The following is a 17,597-nucleotide window of genomic DNA, read 5'->3' on the forward strand; positions in this document are numbered from 1 at the left end:
GGCCGGAACAGACTGAAACCCTCATCACGACGAGGAAAACTCCATGAGCACCACCATCGCCGGCATCAAGATCCCCGACAGCACATTGGCCAAGGCCACCACCGAATACATCCGTGACATCGAATCGGACCTGCTCTACCACCACTCGCGCCGGGTCTTCCTGTTCGGTGCACTGAGCGGTGAGCGCAAGCAACTGGCCTACAACCCGGAGTTACTGTACGTCGGCTCGATGTTCCATGACCTGGGCCTGGTGCAAGGTCATCGCAGCGACAACGAGCGCTTCGAAGTCGACGGTGCCAATGCGGCAGCCGCATTTCTCAAGCCTTACGGATTGAGCGATGACGACATCGAACAGGTCTGGCTATCGATTGCCCTGCACACCACACCGGGCGTGCCTCAGCACTTGCGGCCCACCGTGGCGCTGGTCACGGCTGGCGTCGAGATGGACGTGCTGGGCATGGACTACGCGGCGTTTTCCAGCGTGCAGCGCGAAGCAGTGGTGCATGCACATCCACGGGGCGAGGGATTCAAGGAGTGCATCATCTGCGCATTTGCCGACGGTTTGCGCCATCGTCCGCAGACCACGTTCGGTAATGTGAAGACTGACGTATTGGTAGATCAGGAGCCGGGGTTCAAGCCGATGAATTTCGTCGAGGTCATTCGCAAATCCCCTTGGGTGACCTAACCAAAAATCAAAAGATCGCAGCCTGCGGCAGCTCCTACAGGGAACCGTATTCCTCTGTAGGAGCTGCCGCAGGCTGCGATCTTTTGCTGTTAAGCCGCTTCCGGTGCCTGTGCGCGACGCACGTCCGGTTGCTTCCACGAATCGGCTGCCGCTTCTTCGATCGCTTGCTGGATCGCACGCTTGCGGCTTTCTTCGGCACGGCGGCTGAAGAACCAGACCATGAAGGTCACGATCGACACCGCCAGCAGGATCAGGCTGGCCACGGCGTTGATCTCGGGCTTCACGCCCAGACGCACCGCCGAGAACACTTCCATCGGCAGGGTCGTGGAACCCGGACCCGACACGAAGCTCGCCAGCACCAGGTCATCGAGGGACAGCGCGAAGGACATCATGCCGCCCGCTGCCAGCGATGGGGCGATCATCGGGATGGTGATCAGGAAGAACACCTTCCACGGTTTCGCGCCCAGGTCCATGGCCGCCTCTTCGATGGACAGGTCCAGCTCGCGCAAACGCGCCGAGACCACCACCGCCACATAGGCCGCACAGAACGTGGTGTGGGCGATCCAGATGGTGACGATGCCGCGTTCCTGCGGCCAACCGATCATCTGCGCCATGGCCACGAACAGCAGCAACAGCGACAGACCGGTGATCACCTCAGGCATCACCAGTGGCGCAGTCACCAGGCCACCGAACAGGGTACGGCCCTTGAAACGGGTGATGCGCGTCAGGACAAACGCTGCCAATGTACCCAGTGCCACCGCCGCCACCGCCGTGTAGCAGGCGATTTCCAGCGAACGCACCACCGAGCCCATCAGCTGGGTGTTGTCGAGCAGGCCGACGTACCACTTGATCGACCAGCCGCCCCACACCGTTACCAGTTTGGAGGCGTTGAACGAGTAGATCACCAGGATCAGCATCGGCAGGTAGATGAACAACAGACCCAGTACCAGCATCAGGCTGGAGAAACGGAAGCGCTTCATTCCTTACCCTCCATTTCCTTGGCCTGACTGCGGTTGAACAGAATGATCGGCACAATCAGGATCGCCAGCATCACCACCGCCAGGGCAGACGCCACCGGCCAGTCACGGTTGTTGAAGAACTCCTGCCAGAGTACTTTACCGATCATCAGGGTTTCCGGACCGCCGAGCAGTTCCGGGATCACGAACTCGCCCACCACCGGGATGAACACCAGCATGCAGCCTGCGATGATGCCGTTTTTCGACAGCGGCACGGTGATTTTCCAGAAGCTGTTGAAGGTGCTCGACCCCAGGTCCGACGCGGCTTCCAGCAGGCTCTGGTCGTGCTTCACCAGGTTGGCGTACAGCGGCAGGATCATGAACGGCAGGTAGGAATAGACCACGCCGATGTAGACCGCCAGGTTGGTGTTGAGGATCTGCAGCGGTTCGTCGATCCAGCCCATGCTCATCAGGAAACCGTTGAGCAGGCCGTTGTTGCTGAGGATGCCCATCCACGCATAAACGCGGATCAGGATCGCGGTCCAGGTCGGCATCATGATCAGCAGCACCAGCACCGTCTGCATTTCCTTGCGGGCAACGGAGATGCCGTAGGCCATCGGGTAGCCGATCAGCAGGCAGAGGATGGTGCTGAAAAGCGCCATCTTCAACGAGCCGAGGTAAGCGGCGATGTACAGCTCGTCACCGGCCAGCATCGCGTAGTTGCCCAGGTTAAGCAGCAACTGCAGCTTCTGCTCGGCGTAGCTGTAGATTTCGGTGTACGGCGGAATGGCCACGTCCGCTTCGGCGAAGCTGATCTTCAGGACGATGAAAAACGGCAGCATGAAGAACAGGAACAGCCAGATGAATGGAATGCCGATGACCATCTGACGGCCACCGGGAATTATTCGATCGAGACGACGTTTGAATTTGCGCATGTTCATGAGCGAAGTACCACGCCGCTGTCGTCTTCCCAGTACACGTAGACCTGATCACCCCAGGTCGGACGCTGCCCGCGACGTTCGGCGTTGGCCACGAACGACTGCACCAGCTTGCCACTTGGCAGTTCGACGTAGAACACCGAATGGCCGCCGAGGTAGGCGATGTCGTGCACCTTGCCGCTGGACCAGTTGTACTGGCAGGTCGGCATGTCGGCGGTGACCAGCAGTTTTTCCGGACGTATCGCGTAGGTAACCGACTTGTCCTGCACCGAAGTGCTGATTCCGTGGCCGACGTAGATCTGACGATCCAGGTCTTGGCAGGTAATGATCGCGTGGCCTTCGGCGTCGTCGATCACTTCGCCTTCGAAGATGTTCACGTTACCGATGAATTCGCAGACCAGGCGACTGGTCGGGGTTTCGTAGATGTCGATCGGGCTGCCGATCTGGGCGATCCAGCCCAGGTGCATGATCGCGATGCGCTCGGCCATGGTCATGGCCTCTTCCTGGTCGTGGGTCACCATGACGCAGGTTACGCCGACGCGCTCGATGATCTCCACCAGCTCCAGCTGCATTTGCGAACGCAGCTTCTTGTCCAGTGCGCCCATCGGTTCGTCGAGCAGCAGCAATTTCGGACGCTTGGCCAGGGAACGGGCCAGGGCCACGCGCTGACGCTGCCCGCCGGACAACTGATGCGGCTTGCGCTTGGCGTACTGACTCATCTGTACCAGCTTGAGCATGTCGGCCACGCGGGCATCGACTTCAGCGTTCGGCAGCTTGTCCTGCTTGAGGCCGAAGGCGATGTTCTGCGCCACGGTCATGTGCGGGAACAAGGCGTAGGACTGGAACATCATGTTGATCGGCCGCTCGTAGGGCGGCATGTCAGTGATGTCTTCGCCATCGAGGAAAATGCGCCCCTCCGTGGGCCGTTCGAAACCTGCGAGCATGCGCAGCAACGTGGACTTGCCCGATCCCGAACCGCCGAGCAGGGCGAAAATTTCGCCTTTCTTGATTTCCAGGGACACATCGTCCACGGCAATCGTCTCGTCGAACTTCTTCGTGACCCGGTCGATTTTGACCAGCACCTGTTTAGGTGACTGGTCGCCCTCGAGGGCTTTCTTATAGGCGCCGGAGGCAACTGCCATTTACGAAACTCCCAGAAAAAAAGAGTGCAGTTCGCTCAAGGTGAGCCAACCTTGGATAGTTTGAGCCTTGAAGCTATTTACCCGACTTGACCTTGGTCCAGCTGCGGGTCATCAAACGTTGAATATTCGGCGGTAGCTCGATGGACACGTAGGTCTTGTCGAGCACCTCTTGCGGTGGATAAACCGCTTCGTCGGTGCGAATGGACTGTTCCATCAGTTTGTCCGACTTAGGGTTTGGGTTGGCATAGCCGACGTAATCACTGACCTGGGCAATCACCTCAGGCTTGAGCAAATAGTTGATGAAGGCGTGGGCCTGCTTGACGTTGGCCGAGTCCTTCGGAATCGCCAGCATGTCGAACCAGAGCGCGCCGCCCTCTTTCGGAATCGAGTAGGCGATGTTCACGCCTTTCTTGGCTTCTTCGGCCCGGTGCTTGGCCTGGAAGATGTCGCCGGAGAAACCGATCGCCACGCAGATGTCGCCGTTGGCCAGATCCGCGATGTATTTCGAAGAGTGGAAGTAGGTCACGTAAGGCCGCACCGCGAGCAACTTGGCTTCGGCCTTTTTGTAGTCTTCAGGGTTGGTGCTGTTGGCATTCAGGCCCATGTAGTTGAGCACTGTCGGCATCATTTCATCGGCGGAATCGAGGAACGCGACGCCACAGCTGTGCAGTTTCTTGATGTTTTCCGGCTCGAACAACACATCCCAGGAGTCGATCTTGTCGACGCCCAGCACAGCCTTGACCTTGTCGACGTTGTAACCGATGCCGTTGGTGCCCCACAGGTACGGCACGGCGTACAGATTGCCCGGATCGTTCTGTTCCAGACGCTTGAGCAGCACCGGATCGAGGTTCGAGTAGTTCGGCAGCTGCGACTTGTCGAGCTTCTGGAATGCCCCGGCCTTGATCTGTTTGCCGAGGAAGTGGTTCGACGGCACGACCACGTCATAACCGGTACGCCCGGCCAGCAACTTGCCTTCCAGGGTTTCGTTGGAATCGAACACGTCATAAACCGGCTTGATACCGGTCTCTTTCTGGAAGTCGGCCAGGGTGGTCTCACCGATGTAGTCCGACCAGTTATAAATATGCACGGTGCCGGCGGCCTGGACACTGACAGCAATCGTCAGCCCGGCGCCGACCAGCATGGCTTTGCGCAAGAAAGAAAAAACAGGCAAGTGGAGGTCCTCTGAAATTAGTTGGGCCCAAGTTGCCCCGCGTTACATGACAACCGTGGTTGCCCGGCAACAAAACCGGCGCGCAACTTACCCTCGAAAAACCGTTCCAGCAAAACTTTTATGCAGATACCACGACCCTTGTAGGAGCGAGCTTGCTCGCGATGGTCGTCAACGATAACGCGTTGTGCCTGACACCCCGCGGCGTTTCGGTTTTTTTCGCGAGCAAGCTCGCTCCTACAAGGTTTACTTATTACTTACCGGATTTGATCTTGGTCCAGCTGCGGGTCATTTCACGCTGGGTCGCCGCTGGCAGGTCGGCGATGGCATACAACTTGGCCTGCACATCGGCTGGCGGGTAGATGCCTGGATCGCTGGTGATGTCTTTTTCTACCAGAGCTGTTGCAGCGGCGTTACCGTTCGGGAAACGTACGGCGTTGGTGATACCGGCCATGACTTCAGGCTTCTGCAGGAAGGTCATGAACTTGTAGGCGCCCTGAACGTTCTCGGCATCCTTGGGAATCGCGACCATGTCGAAGAAGCTGCCAGCGCCTTCTTTCGGAATGGCGTAGCTTACTTTGACCTTGTCACCCGCCTCTGCGGCACGGGACTTGGCCTGCTGAACGTCACCCGAGTAGCCAACCGCTACGCAGATGTTGCCATTGGCCAGGTCCGAGATGTACTTGGACGAGTGGAAGTAGGTGATCGAAGGACGAATCTTGAGGAACAGTTCCTCGGCTTTCTTGATGTCTTCTTTCTTCTGGCTATCGGTTGGCAGGCCCAGGTAGTGCAGCGCGACCGGGAGCATTTCGGTCGGCGAATCGAGGAAACTCACACCGCACCCCTTGAGCTTGGCAATGTTTTCCGGTTTGAGCAGCACGTCCCAGGAGTCGATGGTATCGACGCCCAACGCAGCCTTGACCTTCTCCGGGTTGTAACCGATGCCGATCGAGCCCCACATGTACGGGAAGGCGTGCTTGTTGCCAGGGTCACTGACCGAAACGGCCTTGAGCAGATCCTGGTTCAGGTTTTTCCAGTTAGGCAGCTTGGACTGGTCCAGCTCCTGATATACGCCGGCCTTGATCTGCTTGGCCAGGAAGTTGTTCGATGGCACGACCACGTCGTAGCCGGACTTGCCCGCCAGCAGTTTGGCTTCCAGGGTCTCGTTGCTGTCGAATACGTCGTAAACGACCTTGATCCCCGACTCTTTCTCGAAGTTCGCGATGGTGTCCGGAGCGATGTAGTCAGACCAGTTGTAGACGTGCAACACCTTGTCGTCCGCCTGAACCGCACCCGCCATCATGCCCGCGACGGACAGGGCGAGAAGTGTCTTGCCAGCAAGCTTTTTACCTAATGCCTTCATGCGTCATGCTCCAAATTTTTCTTTTTTGAACCACTTTGTTCAGCGACCGAACCCTGACAACTGGAACTGCGGCTAGTCTGGCAAGATCCGAGGCGGTCTTTCAAGAAAAGACCGGCCTTTGTGACAGCTTTGAGCAAGAGCGCCGCAGCTCCCTCGCTCTGAGCCTAGCACCTAGCCCTGCAATGCACTCAGGGTCAGGTCAAGGCACTTGCGAGCCTTGGTCACCAGCTCATCGATTTCCGCCGGCGTGATCACCAGTGGCGGAGCGATGATCATGGTGTCGCCGACTGCGCGCATGATCAGGCCATTGTCGAAGCAGAACTGACGGCAGATCATGCCGACGCCCTTGCCCTCGTAACGCTTGCGAGTGGCCTTGTCCTGGACCAGTTCGATGGCCCCCAACAGCCCGACCCCACGAACTTCACCCACCAGCGGGTGATCGTTCAGTTCCCGCAGACGCTTTTGCAAATACGGTGCCGTTTCTGCCTTCACACGCTCGACAATTTTTTCGTCGCGCAGGATACGGATGTTTTCCAGCCCCACAGCCGCCGCCACCGGGTGCCCGGAGTAGGTGAAACCGTGGTTGAAGTCGCCGCCCTCGTTGAGCACCTCCACCACTTCATCGCGCACGATCAGGCCACCCATCGGGATGTAGCCCGAGGTCAGGCCTTTGGCGATGGTCATCATGTCTGGCTTGAGGCCGTAGAAATCGGAACCGAACCACTCGCCGGTACGGCCGAAACCGCAAATCACTTCGTCAGCCACGAACAGGATGTCGTACTTGGCGAGGATTTCCTTGATGCGCGGCCAGTAGGTGTCTGGCGGAATGATCACGCCGCCGGCGCCCTGGATCGGCTCGGCAATAAAGGCACCGACGTTGTCGACGCCGACTTCCAGAATCTTTTCTTCCAGCTGGTTGGCCGCCCATACACCGAACTCTTCCGGAGTCATGTCGCCGCCTTCGGCGAACCAGTACGGCTGGGCAATGTGAACGATGCCCGGGATCGGCAAGTCGCCCTGTTCGTGCATGTACGTCATGCCGCCCAGGCTTGCGCCGGCCACAGTAGAACCGTGGTAACCGTTCTTGCGGCTGATGATGACTTTCTTTTTCGGCTGGCCCTTGATCGCCCAGTAGTGACGAACCATACGCAGCATGGTGTCGTTGCCTTCGGAACCGGAACCAGTGAAGAACACGTGGTTCATGCCTTGCGGCGCGATGTCGGCGATAGCCTTGGCCAGCTCCAGTACCGGTGGATGCGCGGTCTGGAAGAACAGGTTGTAGTAAGGCAGCTCGCGCATCTGTTTGCTGGCAGCATCGGCCAGTTCATCGCGACCATAACCAATCGCGACACACCACAGGCCGGCCATACCGTCGAGAATCTTGTTGCCTTCGCTGTCCCAGAGGTAAACGCCCTTGGCGTTGGTAATGATCCGCGGGCCTTTCTCTTTCAGCTGCTTGAAGTCGCTGAACGGAGCCAGGTGGTGATCATTGCTCAAGGTTTGCCATTCACGGGTTTGCGGATTGTTGCTGGTCATACGAATCTCCTAAGAAAATCAGGTGAAAGCGCCGCCAGGTAGCGGCGGCGCCCGACGTATCAGACGGCAAAGAGCAGGAATTCCCTTTCCCACGAACTGATCACGCGCTTGAAGTTTTCATGCTCGGCCCGCTTGACCGCGACGTAGCCAGTGATGAAATTTTTGCCCAGGTAACGCTCGATGATCGCGCTGTTTTCCATGCGTTCCAGCGCGTCTTCGATGGTCAGCGGCAGGCGCAGGTTGCGGCGTTCATAGCCACGTCCCACCACCGGCGCACTCGGGTTCAGGCCTTCGACCATGCCGATGTAACCGCAGAGCAGGCTCGCGGCAATCGCCAGGTACGGGTTGGCATCGGCGCCTGGCAGGCGGTTTTCCACCCGACGATTTTGTGGCCCCGCATCCGGCACCCGCAGGCCCACCGTGCGGTTTTCTTCGCCCCACTCCACGTTCACCGGCGCCGATGTGTCCGGCAGGAAGCGGCGGAACGAGTTGACGTTGGGAGCGAACAGCGGCAACAGCTCGGGAATGAGCTTCTGCAAGCCACCGATGTGGTGCAGGAACAGCTGGCTCATGGTCCCGTCTTCATTGGAGAAGATGTTCTTGCCGGTCTCGATGTCGATGATGCTCTGGTGCAAGTGCATGGCACTGCCCGGCTCGCCGGTCATCGGCTTGGCCATGAAGGTCGCGGCGACGTTGTGCTTGAGCGCGGCCTCGCGCATGGTGCGCTTGAACACCAGGATCTGGTCGGCCAGGGACAGGGCATCGCCGTGACGGAAGTTGATTTCCATCTGCGCCGTGCCGTCCTCGTGGATCAACGTATCGAGGTCAAGGTCCTGCAGTTCACACCAGTCGTAGACGTCTTCGAACAGCGGATCGAACTCGTTCGCCGCTTCAATGGAGAACGACTGACGACCGGTTTCCGGGCGACCGGAGCGACCGACCGGCGGCTGCAACGGGTAGTCCGGGTCGTCACTGCGCTTGGTCAGGTAGAACTCCATTTCCGGCGCCACAATCGGCTGCCAGCCTTTGTCGGTATAGAGTTTCAGGACTTTCTTGAGCACGTTGCGCGGCGACAGCTCGATCGGGTTGCCTTGCTTGTCGTAGGTATCGTGGATGACGATGGCGGTCGGCTCGATGGCCCATGGCACCAGGTACACCGCACTCTGGTCGGGACGGCAGATCATGTCGATGTCGGCCGGGTCGAGCAGTTCGTAATAGATGTCGTCTTCGACGTAATCGCCGGTCACGGTCTGCAACAGCACGCTCTCTGGCAGGCGCATGCCCTTTTCGGCGATGAATTTGTTGGTCGGCGAAATCTTGCCCCGGGTAATCCCGGTCAAGTCAGCGATCATGCATTCGACTTCTGTGATCTTGTGGTTTTTCAACCAATCGGTGAGCTGGTCGAGGTTGTTACTCATAAATGCCTCTAGGCTTGAGTTGTCTGACCCTTTTAAGGTCAGGCGTTGTTTGACGCATCGGCGTCGCGTCGTAGAGCGTTTGCGCGGCAGATTATCGTGCTTGCCAACACGGCTGCAGAGGCCGGGCGTGCTGAATCGCGAGCGGAGCCCTGAACGATGGTCAGGCCGCTATTGTGAATCGGTTCTATATTGAATGGAGTAACCGTAATGGGGGTGCCATCGCGACCGTCCAGAATAACGGACGGGGACGGTTGAACCGTCACGGATGGGAGGATCACCGGTACCGCTGAGGCCACGGAACGGACGGGCGTGTCATCACTGATGTGACAAACATGCCGACCGACCAGTCTTGAGCAGTCGGTGACGCCGATTATCGGCAGGCGAGACATGAAGCACCCCGGTATTATTGCTGTTATGGGTTTGATTCGAGCTTAGCCTTGTTCATTTTTTTACACAACACCCCCGTAAAAAATACAACACGGCCCGCTCAAGCCTGCGGGCGCCACAGGGGCCAAGGGCATAAAAACGCCAAAAAGCACCTCAAAAAAGCCCCACGAGCGCTTTTTTAGGGCAAAAAAGGCCTCGCTTGACTTCGGCATGCCATTCGGGTTGACTGGAATCCGAAAAGATCAATGATTGATATTTTTAACAACAAAGGTGTTGCATCATGTCGGTACCCCCGCGTGCCGTTCAGCTTAACGAAGCGAACGCGTTCCTTAAGGAACATCCTGAGGTTCTGTACGTTGACCTTCTGATTGCGGATATGAATGGTGTGGTGCGCGGCAAGCGCATCGAACGCACCAGCCTCCACAAGGTTTACGAGAAAGGCATCAACCTGCCGGCCTCTCTATTTGCTCTGGATATCAATGGCTCGACGGTGGAAAGCACCGGCCTGGGCCTGGACATCGGTGATGCTGACCGAATCTGCTATCCAATCCCCGATACCCTATGCAACGAGCCATGGCAGAAGCGCCCGACCGCGCAACTGTTGATGACCATGCACGAACTCGAAGGCGAGCCATTTTTCGCCGACCCGCGTGAAGTGCTGGCCAATGTGGTACGCAAGTTCGACGAAATGGGCCTGACCATCTGCGCCGCGTTCGAACTGGAGTTCTACCTGATCGACCAGGAGAACGTGAACGGTCGTCCGCAACCACCTCGCTCGCCGGTTTCCGGCAAACGTCCGCACTCGACTCAGGTCTACCTGATCGACGACCTCGACGAATACGTCGACTGCCTCCAGGACATTCTGGAAGGTGCAAAAGAGCAAGGGATTCCGGCCGACGCCATCGTCAAGGAAAGTGCCCCGGCGCAGTTCGAAGTGAACCTGCACCACGTGGCTGACCCGATCAAGGCCTGCGACTACGCGGTCCTGCTCAAGCGACTGATCAAGAACATCGCCTACGACCATGAAATGGACACCACCTTCATGGCCAAGCCTTACCCGGGCCAGGCGGGTAATGGTCTGCACGTCCACATCTCGATTCTCGACAAAGACGGCAAGAATATTTTTGCCAGTGAGGATCCCGAGCAGAACGCCGCACTGCGTCACGCGATCGGCGGTGTGCTCGAGACCCTACCGGCGCAGATGGCGTTCCTCTGCCCGAACGTCAACTCGTACCGTCGTTTCGGCGCACAGTTCTACGTGCCGAACTCGCCGTGCTGGGGCCTGGATAACCGCACTGTGGCGATTCGAGTACCGACCGGTTCCGCCGATGCCGTGCGCATCGAACACCGCGTGGCCGGCGCCGATGCCAACCCTTACCTGCTGATGGCTTCGGTCCTGGCGGGCGTGCACCACGGCCTGGTCAACAAGATCGAGCCTGGCGCTCCGGTCGAAGGCAACAGCTACGAGCAGAACGAGCAGAGCCTGCCGAACAACCTGCGTGATGCACTGCGCGAGCTGGACGACAGCGAAGTCATGGCCAAGTACATCGATCCGAAATACATCGATATCTTCGTGGCCTGTAAAGAGAGCGAGCTGGAGGAGTTCGAACACTCCATCTCCGACCTCGAGTACAACTGGTACCTGCATACCGTTTAATCGGTTGCAGTAGCGAAGAAACGCCGCCGGCCTCATGGCCTGCGGCGTTTTTTTATGGCCGCCTTCGGCGGATCGCGAGCAGGCTCGCTCCCACAGGGATCTTCTGTGGGCAAAAAATTGGCGTTCAGCACAGATCCAATGTGGGAGCGAGCCTGCTCGCGAAGGCGGCCGAGAAGACAACACACAACCCGACTCGTACAATGCCCGCTGCCCCGCAGGAGACTCCAATGACACGCGTAGCCACCCCCCGCAAACCCCGCGCACGCAGCCAGACCCGGATCGATTCGATACTCGATGCGGCCCGTACGCTGCTGGCTGCCGAGGGCGTGGCCAGCCTGTCGATCTATAGTGTCGCCGAGCGCGCGGAGATTCCGCCCTCCTCGGTCTACCACTTCTTCGCCAGCGTGCCTGCCCTGCTCGAAGCCCTGACCGCCGATGTCCACGCCGCCTTCCGCGCCTGCCTGCAAGCCCCTATCGATCATGCTGCCTTGAACGGCTGGCGCGATCTGTCGCGACTGGTGGAACAACGCATGCTCGACATCTACGCAGAGGACGCTGCCGCCCGCCAACTCATTCTGGCCCAGCATGGCCTGACCGAAGTCACCCAGGCCGACCGCCAGCACGACATCGAACTGGGCGACCTGATGCACAAACTCTTCGATCATCACTTCGAGCTGCCGAAGCTTCCCGACGATGTCGATGTGTTTGCCCTGGCCATGGAGCTGGGTGACCGGGTGTATGCGCGCTCAGTGCAACAGCACGGACAGATCACGCCGCGCATGGCCGAGGAAGGAATGCGGGTGTTTGATGCTTACCTGGGGTTGTACCTGCCGCCTTACCTGCCCAAGCGCACCCTCGGCGACTGATGCACTAAATCACTTCGCAATCGTAAAGTGCCAGGCGTCGAATCACCGTTCCTGGTCGCAACAACCCGCCTGGTGCGACGACCGCGTTGGCACCGAGCCGCGATCCGTCGCCCAGCAGCGCGCCAAACTTGTCGCAACCGGTCGGCACCAGCACATCATCGACCCGCACGTTCACAGCTTTGTCAGCACGCTCGTTGCGATAGTTGGCAACGATGCTGCCCGCTTCCAGATTGACTCCGGCACCCAATACCGAATCACCGACAAAATTGAAGTGCGCCAGTTTGCTGCCGCCGAACACGAAGGAAGACTTGAGCTCGGCGCCGGGGCCGATGATGCAATGCTCATCCAGCCAACAACCACCACGCAGATAAGCACCGGCGGCGATAAAACAGCCAGCGCCAATGATCAGCGGCGCCTTGAGAATGGCGCCCTCTTCGACCTGCGCCGTGCGGTGGACGGCAATTTCATCCAATACCTGATAATCATCATCCGGCAACTGCTTGAGTAGCTCGCGCACACGCTCGGGGGCATTGCTCACCAGCTCCCAAGGCGTCAGGTCGGCCCATCGGGCAAGCTTCGAGAGGGCCACACCATGAATGTAATCCGAAATCCTGACTGTCATCTTTGATCTCCTTGTCGCCAATCCTTGCTGCGAAAAAAATCCACACCGGACTCTACCACCGCCAGCAAGGCCAACAAAAACCCCGAAGGGCTAAAACCGTCCGGGGTTGTTGTTTACGCATACGGCTTACAACTTGGCGATCGACACCTCGGTGGATTTCACAAACGCAATCACTTCACTGCCGACCGCCAGTTCCAGCTCTTTCACCGAGCGTGTGGTGATCACCGAAGTGACGATGCCGGACGCGGTTTGCACGTCGATTTCCGAGAGCACGTCGCCGAGGACGATTTCCTTGATGGAGCCTTTGAACTGGTTGCGAACGTTGATGGCCTTGATCGTCATGATGTTGATTCCTGTCGTTGGGTAAGACTTGAGTTATTGAGCCCAGCGCAATTGCGTGGGCAAGGGTGAAACAGGTTCCGGTTCCGGCGGCTGGCCGGGCAGCGCCAGCACGCGATTGAGGACTTCGGATTCCAGCACCGCCAGCCGATGGGATCCACGGCCCCGGGGGCGCGGCAGTTCCACGTGCAAGTCGAGGCCGACTTCGCCGTCTTCGATCAGGATCACCCGATCGGCAATCGCCACGGCTTCACTGACGTCATGGGTCACCAGCAACACCGTGAAGCCATGCTGTTGCCAGAGCCGTTCGATCAGTTGCTGCATTTCAATTCGTGTCAGGGCATCCAGCGCACCCAAGGGTTCGTCGAGCAACAGCAGGCGCGGCTGATGAATCAACGCACGGGCCAAAGCCACGCGTTGCTTCTGTCCACCGGACAGCGCTGCAGGCCACTCGTGGGCGCGATCGGCCAGGCCCACCGCTTCCAAAGCTTCAAGCGCCTGCGGCCGCCAGTTGCCCTTGAGGCCCAGACCGACGTTGTCGATGATCTTTTTCCAAGGCAGCAAACGCGCCTCCTGGAACATCAACCGCGTGTCTTCCCGTGCCTCACTCAAGGGCGCAGCACCGGCGAGCAACTCACCGCCCGTGGGTTGATCGAGGCCAGCGAGCAAGCGCAGCAAGGTACTTTTACCGCAACCACTGCGGCCCACTACAGCGACAAACTGGCCCGCCGGAATGTGCAGGTCGATCTCGCGCAGCACCTGTCGCGAGCCAAAGGTTTTTTGCAGCTTGCGCACCGCCAGCGGAATCCCGCGCAGCAGGCGTGGAGGTTGTTCCGCGATCATGCTGCACCTCCCTTGGCAGCCTGATACGCCGGGTGCCAGCGCAGCCACACACGCTCAAGTCCACGGGCCGCGAGGTCGGCCAGTTTGCCGAGCACCGCGTACAACAGAATCGCCAGCACCACCACGTCAGTCTGCAAAAACTCCCGGGCATTCATGGCCAGATAGCCGATGCCGGAACTCGCGGAAATGGTTTCCGCCACGATCAACGTCAGCCACATAAAACCCAGGGCAAAGCGCACGCCGACCAGAATCGAAGGCAGCGCCCCCGGCAGAATCACCTGCCAGAACAGACCGAAACCGGACAAGCCATAACTGCGCGACATCTCCACCAGCGCCGGGTCGACGTTGCGGATGCCGTGATAGGTATTGAGGTAAATCGGGAACAACGTGCCCAGCGCCACCAGGAAAATCTTCGCCGACTCGTCGATACCGAACCAAAGAATCACCAGCGGAATCAGCGCCAGGTGCGGCACATTGCGGATCATCTGCACCGAACTGTCGAGCAGACGCTCGCCCCACTTCGACAGGCCGGTGATAAAGCCCAGGGTCAAACCGATGCCGCCGCCAATGGTGAAACCCAGCGCGGCACGCCAGCCGCTGATGGCCAGGTGTGTCCAGATTTCGCCGCTGCGCACCAGGTTCACGCCGGCTTCGATCACGGCGATCGGTGCCGGCAGGATCCGTGTCGACAACCAGCCCGCCGACACACTCAACTGCCACACCGCCAGCAGCAACACCGGCAACGCCCAGGGCGCCAGGCTGTGGATGATTTTCTTCATGACCGCGCCTCAGCTCTGGGACGCGGCTTTGGGCAGAATGTCGTTGGCGACCATCTCGCCGAACGGGCTAACGTAGCCGGCACTTTTCGGCAGCTCGGGACGTTCGATATCGAGGTGTGGGAACAGCAGTTCGGCCACCCGGTACGACTCTTCCAGGTGTGGATAACCGGAGAAGATGAAGGTATCGATGCCGAGGTCCGCGTACTCCTTCACGCGGGCGGCCACGGTTGGACCATCGCCCACCAGCGCCGTACCGGCACCGCCGCGCACCAGGCCGACGCCGGCCCACAGGTTCGGGCTGACTTCCAGGTTGTCGCGGCTGCCGCCATGCAACGCGGCCATGCGTTGCTGACCGACCGAATCGAAACGCGCCAGCGAGGCCTGGGCACGAGCGATGGTCTCGTCGTCGAGATGGGAGATCAGCCGATCCGCGGCGTTCCATGCATCTTCATTGGTTTCGCGAACGATGACATGTAAACGAATGCCGAAGCGCACGGTGCGGCCAAGCTTGGCGGCTTTGGCGCGGACCTGTTGGATTTTTTCCGCCACAGCGGCCGGTGGCTCACCCCAGGTCAGGACCATTTCCACCTGTTCGGCGGCCAGGTCTTGCGCGGCATCCGAAGAGCCGCCGAAGTACAGTGGCGGACGCGGTTGCTGGATCGGTGGATAGAGCAATTTCGCGCCTTTCACGCTGATGTGCTGACCATCGTAATCGACGGTTTCGCCTTCCAGCACCCGACGCCATATTCGGGTGAACTCCACCGAGGCCTGGTAGCGTTCTTCGTGGCTGAGGAACAGACCGTCGCCCGCCAACTCTTCCGGATCACCGCCCGTCACCAGGTTGAACAGCGCACGACCACCAGACAGCCGATCCAGGGTCGCGGCCTGACGCGCCGCCACCGTCGGGGAAATGATCCCGGGGCGCAGGGCGACAAGGAACTTCAAGCGCTGGGTCACCGGAATCAGCGACGCCGCCACCAGCCACGAGTCTTCGCAGGAACGACCGGTAGGGATCAGTACCCCGCCGAACCCCAGGCGATCCGCTGCCTGTGCGACTTGTTGCAGGTAACCATGATCGACGGCACGTGCGCCTTCAGCGGTGCCAAGGTAATGGCCGTCGCCGTGGGTAGGCAGGAACCAGAAAATATTGAGGCTCATGGAGTGGTCTCCTTGGGGAATCGATTTATTGGGCTTTGGCAACGGCAGCCGGCGGCGTCCAGATCACGTCTTTGATGCTCAACTGCTTGGGAATCAGCTTGAGCTGGTAGAAGCTGTCGGCGATTTTCTGCTGTGCGGCGACCACTTCCGGGGTGAGGAACAGCGCGCCATAGCCCTGGCGTTTCACCGAGGTCAGGGTGATGTCGGCAGGCAGGCCGAGCAGCGGTGAAACCTGTTGGGTCACCTCTTGCGGGTTAGCCTTGGACCACTCGCCAACCGCGCGCACTTCTTCCACCAGGGTCTTGATTACCTCGGGATTTTTCTGCGCATAAGGCTTGGTCGCCAGGTAGAACTGATGGTTGTCGACGATGCCCTGGCCATCGCGCAGGGTGCGCGCTTGCAGCTGTTGTTCGGCGGCAGCCTGGTACGGGTCCCAGATCACCCAGGCGTCGACGCTGCCACGCTCGAACGCCGCGCGGGCATCGGCCGGTGGCAGGAATACGGTCTGGATGTCGGTGTATTTGAGGCCGGCGTCTTCCAGTGCACGCACCAGCAGGTAGTGCACATTGGAGCCCTTGTTGAGCACGACTTTCTTGCCCTTGAGCTCCGCCACCGATTTGATCGCCGAGTCCTTCGGCACCAGGATCGCTTCGCTGTGCGGCGCTGGCGGCTCATAGGCGACATAGAGCAAATCGGCGCCGGCCGCTTGAGCGAACACGGGCGGAGTCTCACCGGTAACACCGAAGTCGATGGAGCCGACGTTCAGGCCTTCAAGCAGTTGCGGGCCACCGGGGAATTCAGTCCATTGCACGTCCACGCCTTGGGCGGCGAGACGCTTTTCCAGGGTGCCTTTGGCTTTGAGTAGCACCAGGGTGCCGTACTTTTGATAGCCGATTCGTAAGGTCTCGGCCTGAGCTTGAGTAATGGCGCCGAAGGTGACAGCCGCAGCAAACAGAGCGACCAGACCACGACGCAAAATGACAGGGCGCATGGCGCTCTCCTTTTTGCAGTTGGGTTTTGGCTGCACCTGCTTGCCCGTTGGCGGGCGAGTAAGGCCAGTACTTCAATTTTTCGGTGAGACTCAAATGCTCCAGCGAGCACTCAACAAACGATCATTCAACAGGTTCGGATCAAGCGGCTTGGGCCGTCGCGCCATGGCGCTGAAAAACAGCTCCAGCGATTCATTCAGTCGTTGTTCCAGCTCCGGCGCCAACTGCGCCAGGGCGCTGCCTTCGCCGTAGGCGATCTGGCTGTCGACGGCGAAAATCCCTTGCAGCATTTCCTGGGCCTTCAATGCCGACAGCACCGGCTTGAGCGCGTAATCCACCGCCAGCATATGGGCGATGCTGCCGCCAGTGGCCATCGGCAGAACCACCTTGTGGCTCAAGGCGCGTTCGGGCAGCAGATCCAGCACGACTTTCAGTGCTCCGGAAAACGATGCCTTGTAAACCGGTGTGGCGATCAGCAGGCCATCGGCGTTTTCAATCTGTTGCAGCAAGTCGATCACCTTGGGGCTGTCGAAGCGTGCGTGCAGCAAGTCCTCGGCCGGGAAGTCCCGTACCTGGTAACTCACCACTTCCACGCCCTGCCCTTGTAACCAACGCTGGGAGCGATCCAGCAGCACCCCGGAACGAGAGCGCTGACTGGGACTGCCACCGAGTGAGACGACCAACATTCAGACGATTCCTTGCACGGTGTTGGCGATTCGCGGCTTGCGATCTCGCTTCGATGGAGTGACCT

Annotated in this window: 17 protein-coding genes; 3 read left to right on the forward strand and 14 right to left on the reverse strand. The window is 59.4% G+C overall.

The window, feature by feature from the left end:
- The first annotated feature begins 43 nt into the window (after window positions 1–43).
- Window positions 44–685: an HD domain-containing protein gene (locus AC1DKH_RS03325; RefSeq protein ID WP_477797409.1), complete on the forward strand. Its 642-nt coding sequence runs from the start codon at window positions 44–46 to the stop codon at window positions 683–685.
- An 89-nt stretch (window positions 686–774) separates the two neighbouring features.
- On the opposite strand, the gene AC1DKH_RS03330 is transcribed toward AC1DKH_RS03325, so the two are convergent.
- The 7 genes from AC1DKH_RS03330 to AC1DKH_RS03360 all read right to left on the reverse strand — a co-directional run bounded on the left by AC1DKH_RS03330 (window position 775) and on the right by AC1DKH_RS03360 (window position 9,206).
- Window positions 775–1,665: an ABC transporter permease subunit gene (locus AC1DKH_RS03330; RefSeq protein ID WP_008015386.1), complete on the reverse strand. Its 891-nt coding sequence runs from the start codon at window positions 1,663–1,665 to the stop codon at window positions 775–777.
- Entirely contained in the window at window positions 1,662–2,543 is an 882-nt protein-coding gene (locus AC1DKH_RS03335) for an ABC transporter permease subunit (protein WP_477753094.1), read from the reverse strand. Before AC1DKH_RS03335 ends, AC1DKH_RS03330 begins: the two co-directional genes overlap by 4 nt.
- A gap of 35 nt (window positions 2,544–2,578) precedes the next feature.
- Window positions 2,579–3,721, reverse strand: a complete 1,143-nt coding sequence (locus AC1DKH_RS03340; RefSeq protein ID WP_477762980.1) for an ABC transporter ATP-binding protein — start codon at window positions 3,719–3,721, stop codon at window positions 2,579–2,581.
- A gap of 73 nt (window positions 3,722–3,794) precedes the next feature.
- Window positions 3,795–4,892 (reverse strand): polyamine ABC transporter substrate-binding protein, encoded by a 1,098-nt coding sequence (locus AC1DKH_RS03345; protein WP_477797410.1) that lies wholly within the window; start codon window positions 4,890–4,892, stop codon window positions 3,795–3,797.
- 250 nt (window positions 4,893–5,142) lie between these two features.
- Window positions 5,143–6,252, reverse strand: a complete 1,110-nt coding sequence (locus tag AC1DKH_RS03350) for a polyamine ABC transporter substrate-binding protein (RefSeq protein WP_007993128.1) — start codon at window positions 6,250–6,252, stop codon at window positions 5,143–5,145.
- Window positions 6,253–6,423: 171 nt separating this feature from the next.
- Complete coding sequence (locus AC1DKH_RS03355; protein WP_477762982.1) at window positions 6,424–7,788, reverse strand: aspartate aminotransferase family protein; 1,365 nt, start codon at window positions 7,786–7,788, stop codon at window positions 6,424–6,426.
- 59 nt (window positions 7,789–7,847) lie between these two features.
- On the reverse strand, window positions 7,848–9,206 hold the full coding sequence (locus AC1DKH_RS03360; RefSeq protein WP_477797411.1) for a glutamine synthetase family protein: 1,359 nt from the start codon (window positions 9,204–9,206) through the stop codon (window positions 7,848–7,850).
- Window positions 9,207–9,873: 667 nt separating this feature from the next.
- On the opposite strand from AC1DKH_RS03360, the gene AC1DKH_RS03365 reads away from it, so the two are divergent.
- Complete coding sequence (locus AC1DKH_RS03365; protein WP_015097275.1) at window positions 9,874–11,250, forward strand: glutamine synthetase family protein; 1,377 nt, start codon at window positions 9,874–9,876, stop codon at window positions 11,248–11,250.
- A gap of 227 nt (window positions 11,251–11,477) precedes the next feature.
- The gene (locus tag AC1DKH_RS03370; protein WP_477797412.1) at window positions 11,478–12,116 is read left to right on the forward strand and encodes a TetR/AcrR family transcriptional regulator; all 639 of its coding nucleotides are present in this window, start codon (window positions 11,478–11,480) and stop codon (window positions 12,114–12,116) included.
- A gap of 4 nt (window positions 12,117–12,120) precedes the next feature.
- Here the strand turns inward: AC1DKH_RS03370 and AC1DKH_RS03375 are convergent, their stop codons facing one another.
- The 7 genes from AC1DKH_RS03375 to ssuE form a co-directional block, all read right to left on the reverse strand.
- Window positions 12,121–12,738 carry an LbetaH domain-containing protein gene (locus AC1DKH_RS03375; protein ID WP_477797413.1) on the reverse strand — a complete coding sequence of 206 codons (618 nt, stop codon included), beginning with the start codon at window positions 12,736–12,738 and terminating at the stop codon, window positions 12,121–12,123.
- Window positions 12,739–12,864: 126 nt separating this feature from the next.
- The gene (locus AC1DKH_RS03380; protein WP_007967989.1) at window positions 12,865–13,080 is read right to left on the reverse strand and encodes a TOBE domain-containing protein; all 216 of its coding nucleotides are present in this window, start codon (window positions 13,078–13,080) and stop codon (window positions 12,865–12,867) included.
- Between the two features lie 33 nt (window positions 13,081–13,113).
- Window positions 13,114–13,920, reverse strand: coding sequence for an aliphatic sulfonates ABC transporter ATP-binding protein (ssuB, locus tag AC1DKH_RS03385; RefSeq protein WP_477797414.1), 807 nt, complete (start codon window positions 13,918–13,920; stop codon window positions 13,114–13,116).
- Window positions 13,917–14,699: an aliphatic sulfonate ABC transporter permease SsuC gene (ssuC, locus tag AC1DKH_RS03390; protein WP_477753074.1), complete on the reverse strand. Its 783-nt coding sequence runs from the start codon at window positions 14,697–14,699 to the stop codon at window positions 13,917–13,919. The genes ssuB and ssuC overlap by 4 nt, the downstream gene beginning before the upstream one ends.
- Before the next feature lie 9 nt (window positions 14,700–14,708).
- Window positions 14,709–15,857 (reverse strand): FMNH2-dependent alkanesulfonate monooxygenase, encoded by a 1,149-nt coding sequence (gene ssuD, locus AC1DKH_RS03395; protein ID WP_477753075.1) that lies wholly within the window; start codon window positions 15,855–15,857, stop codon window positions 14,709–14,711.
- 25 nt (window positions 15,858–15,882) lie between these two features.
- Entirely contained in the window at window positions 15,883–16,848 is a 966-nt protein-coding gene (locus AC1DKH_RS03400) for a sulfonate ABC transporter substrate-binding protein (RefSeq protein ID WP_477797415.1), read from the reverse strand.
- Between the two features lie 90 nt (window positions 16,849–16,938).
- Window positions 16,939–17,532 carry an NADPH-dependent FMN reductase gene (gene ssuE, locus AC1DKH_RS03405; RefSeq protein ID WP_007993145.1) on the reverse strand — a complete coding sequence of 198 codons (594 nt, stop codon included), beginning with the start codon at window positions 17,530–17,532 and terminating at the stop codon, window positions 16,939–16,941.
- Window positions 17,533–17,597: the final 65 nt, after the last annotated feature.

The sequence above is a fragment of the Pseudomonas sp. 05L36 genome (genome assembly GCF_056398125.1).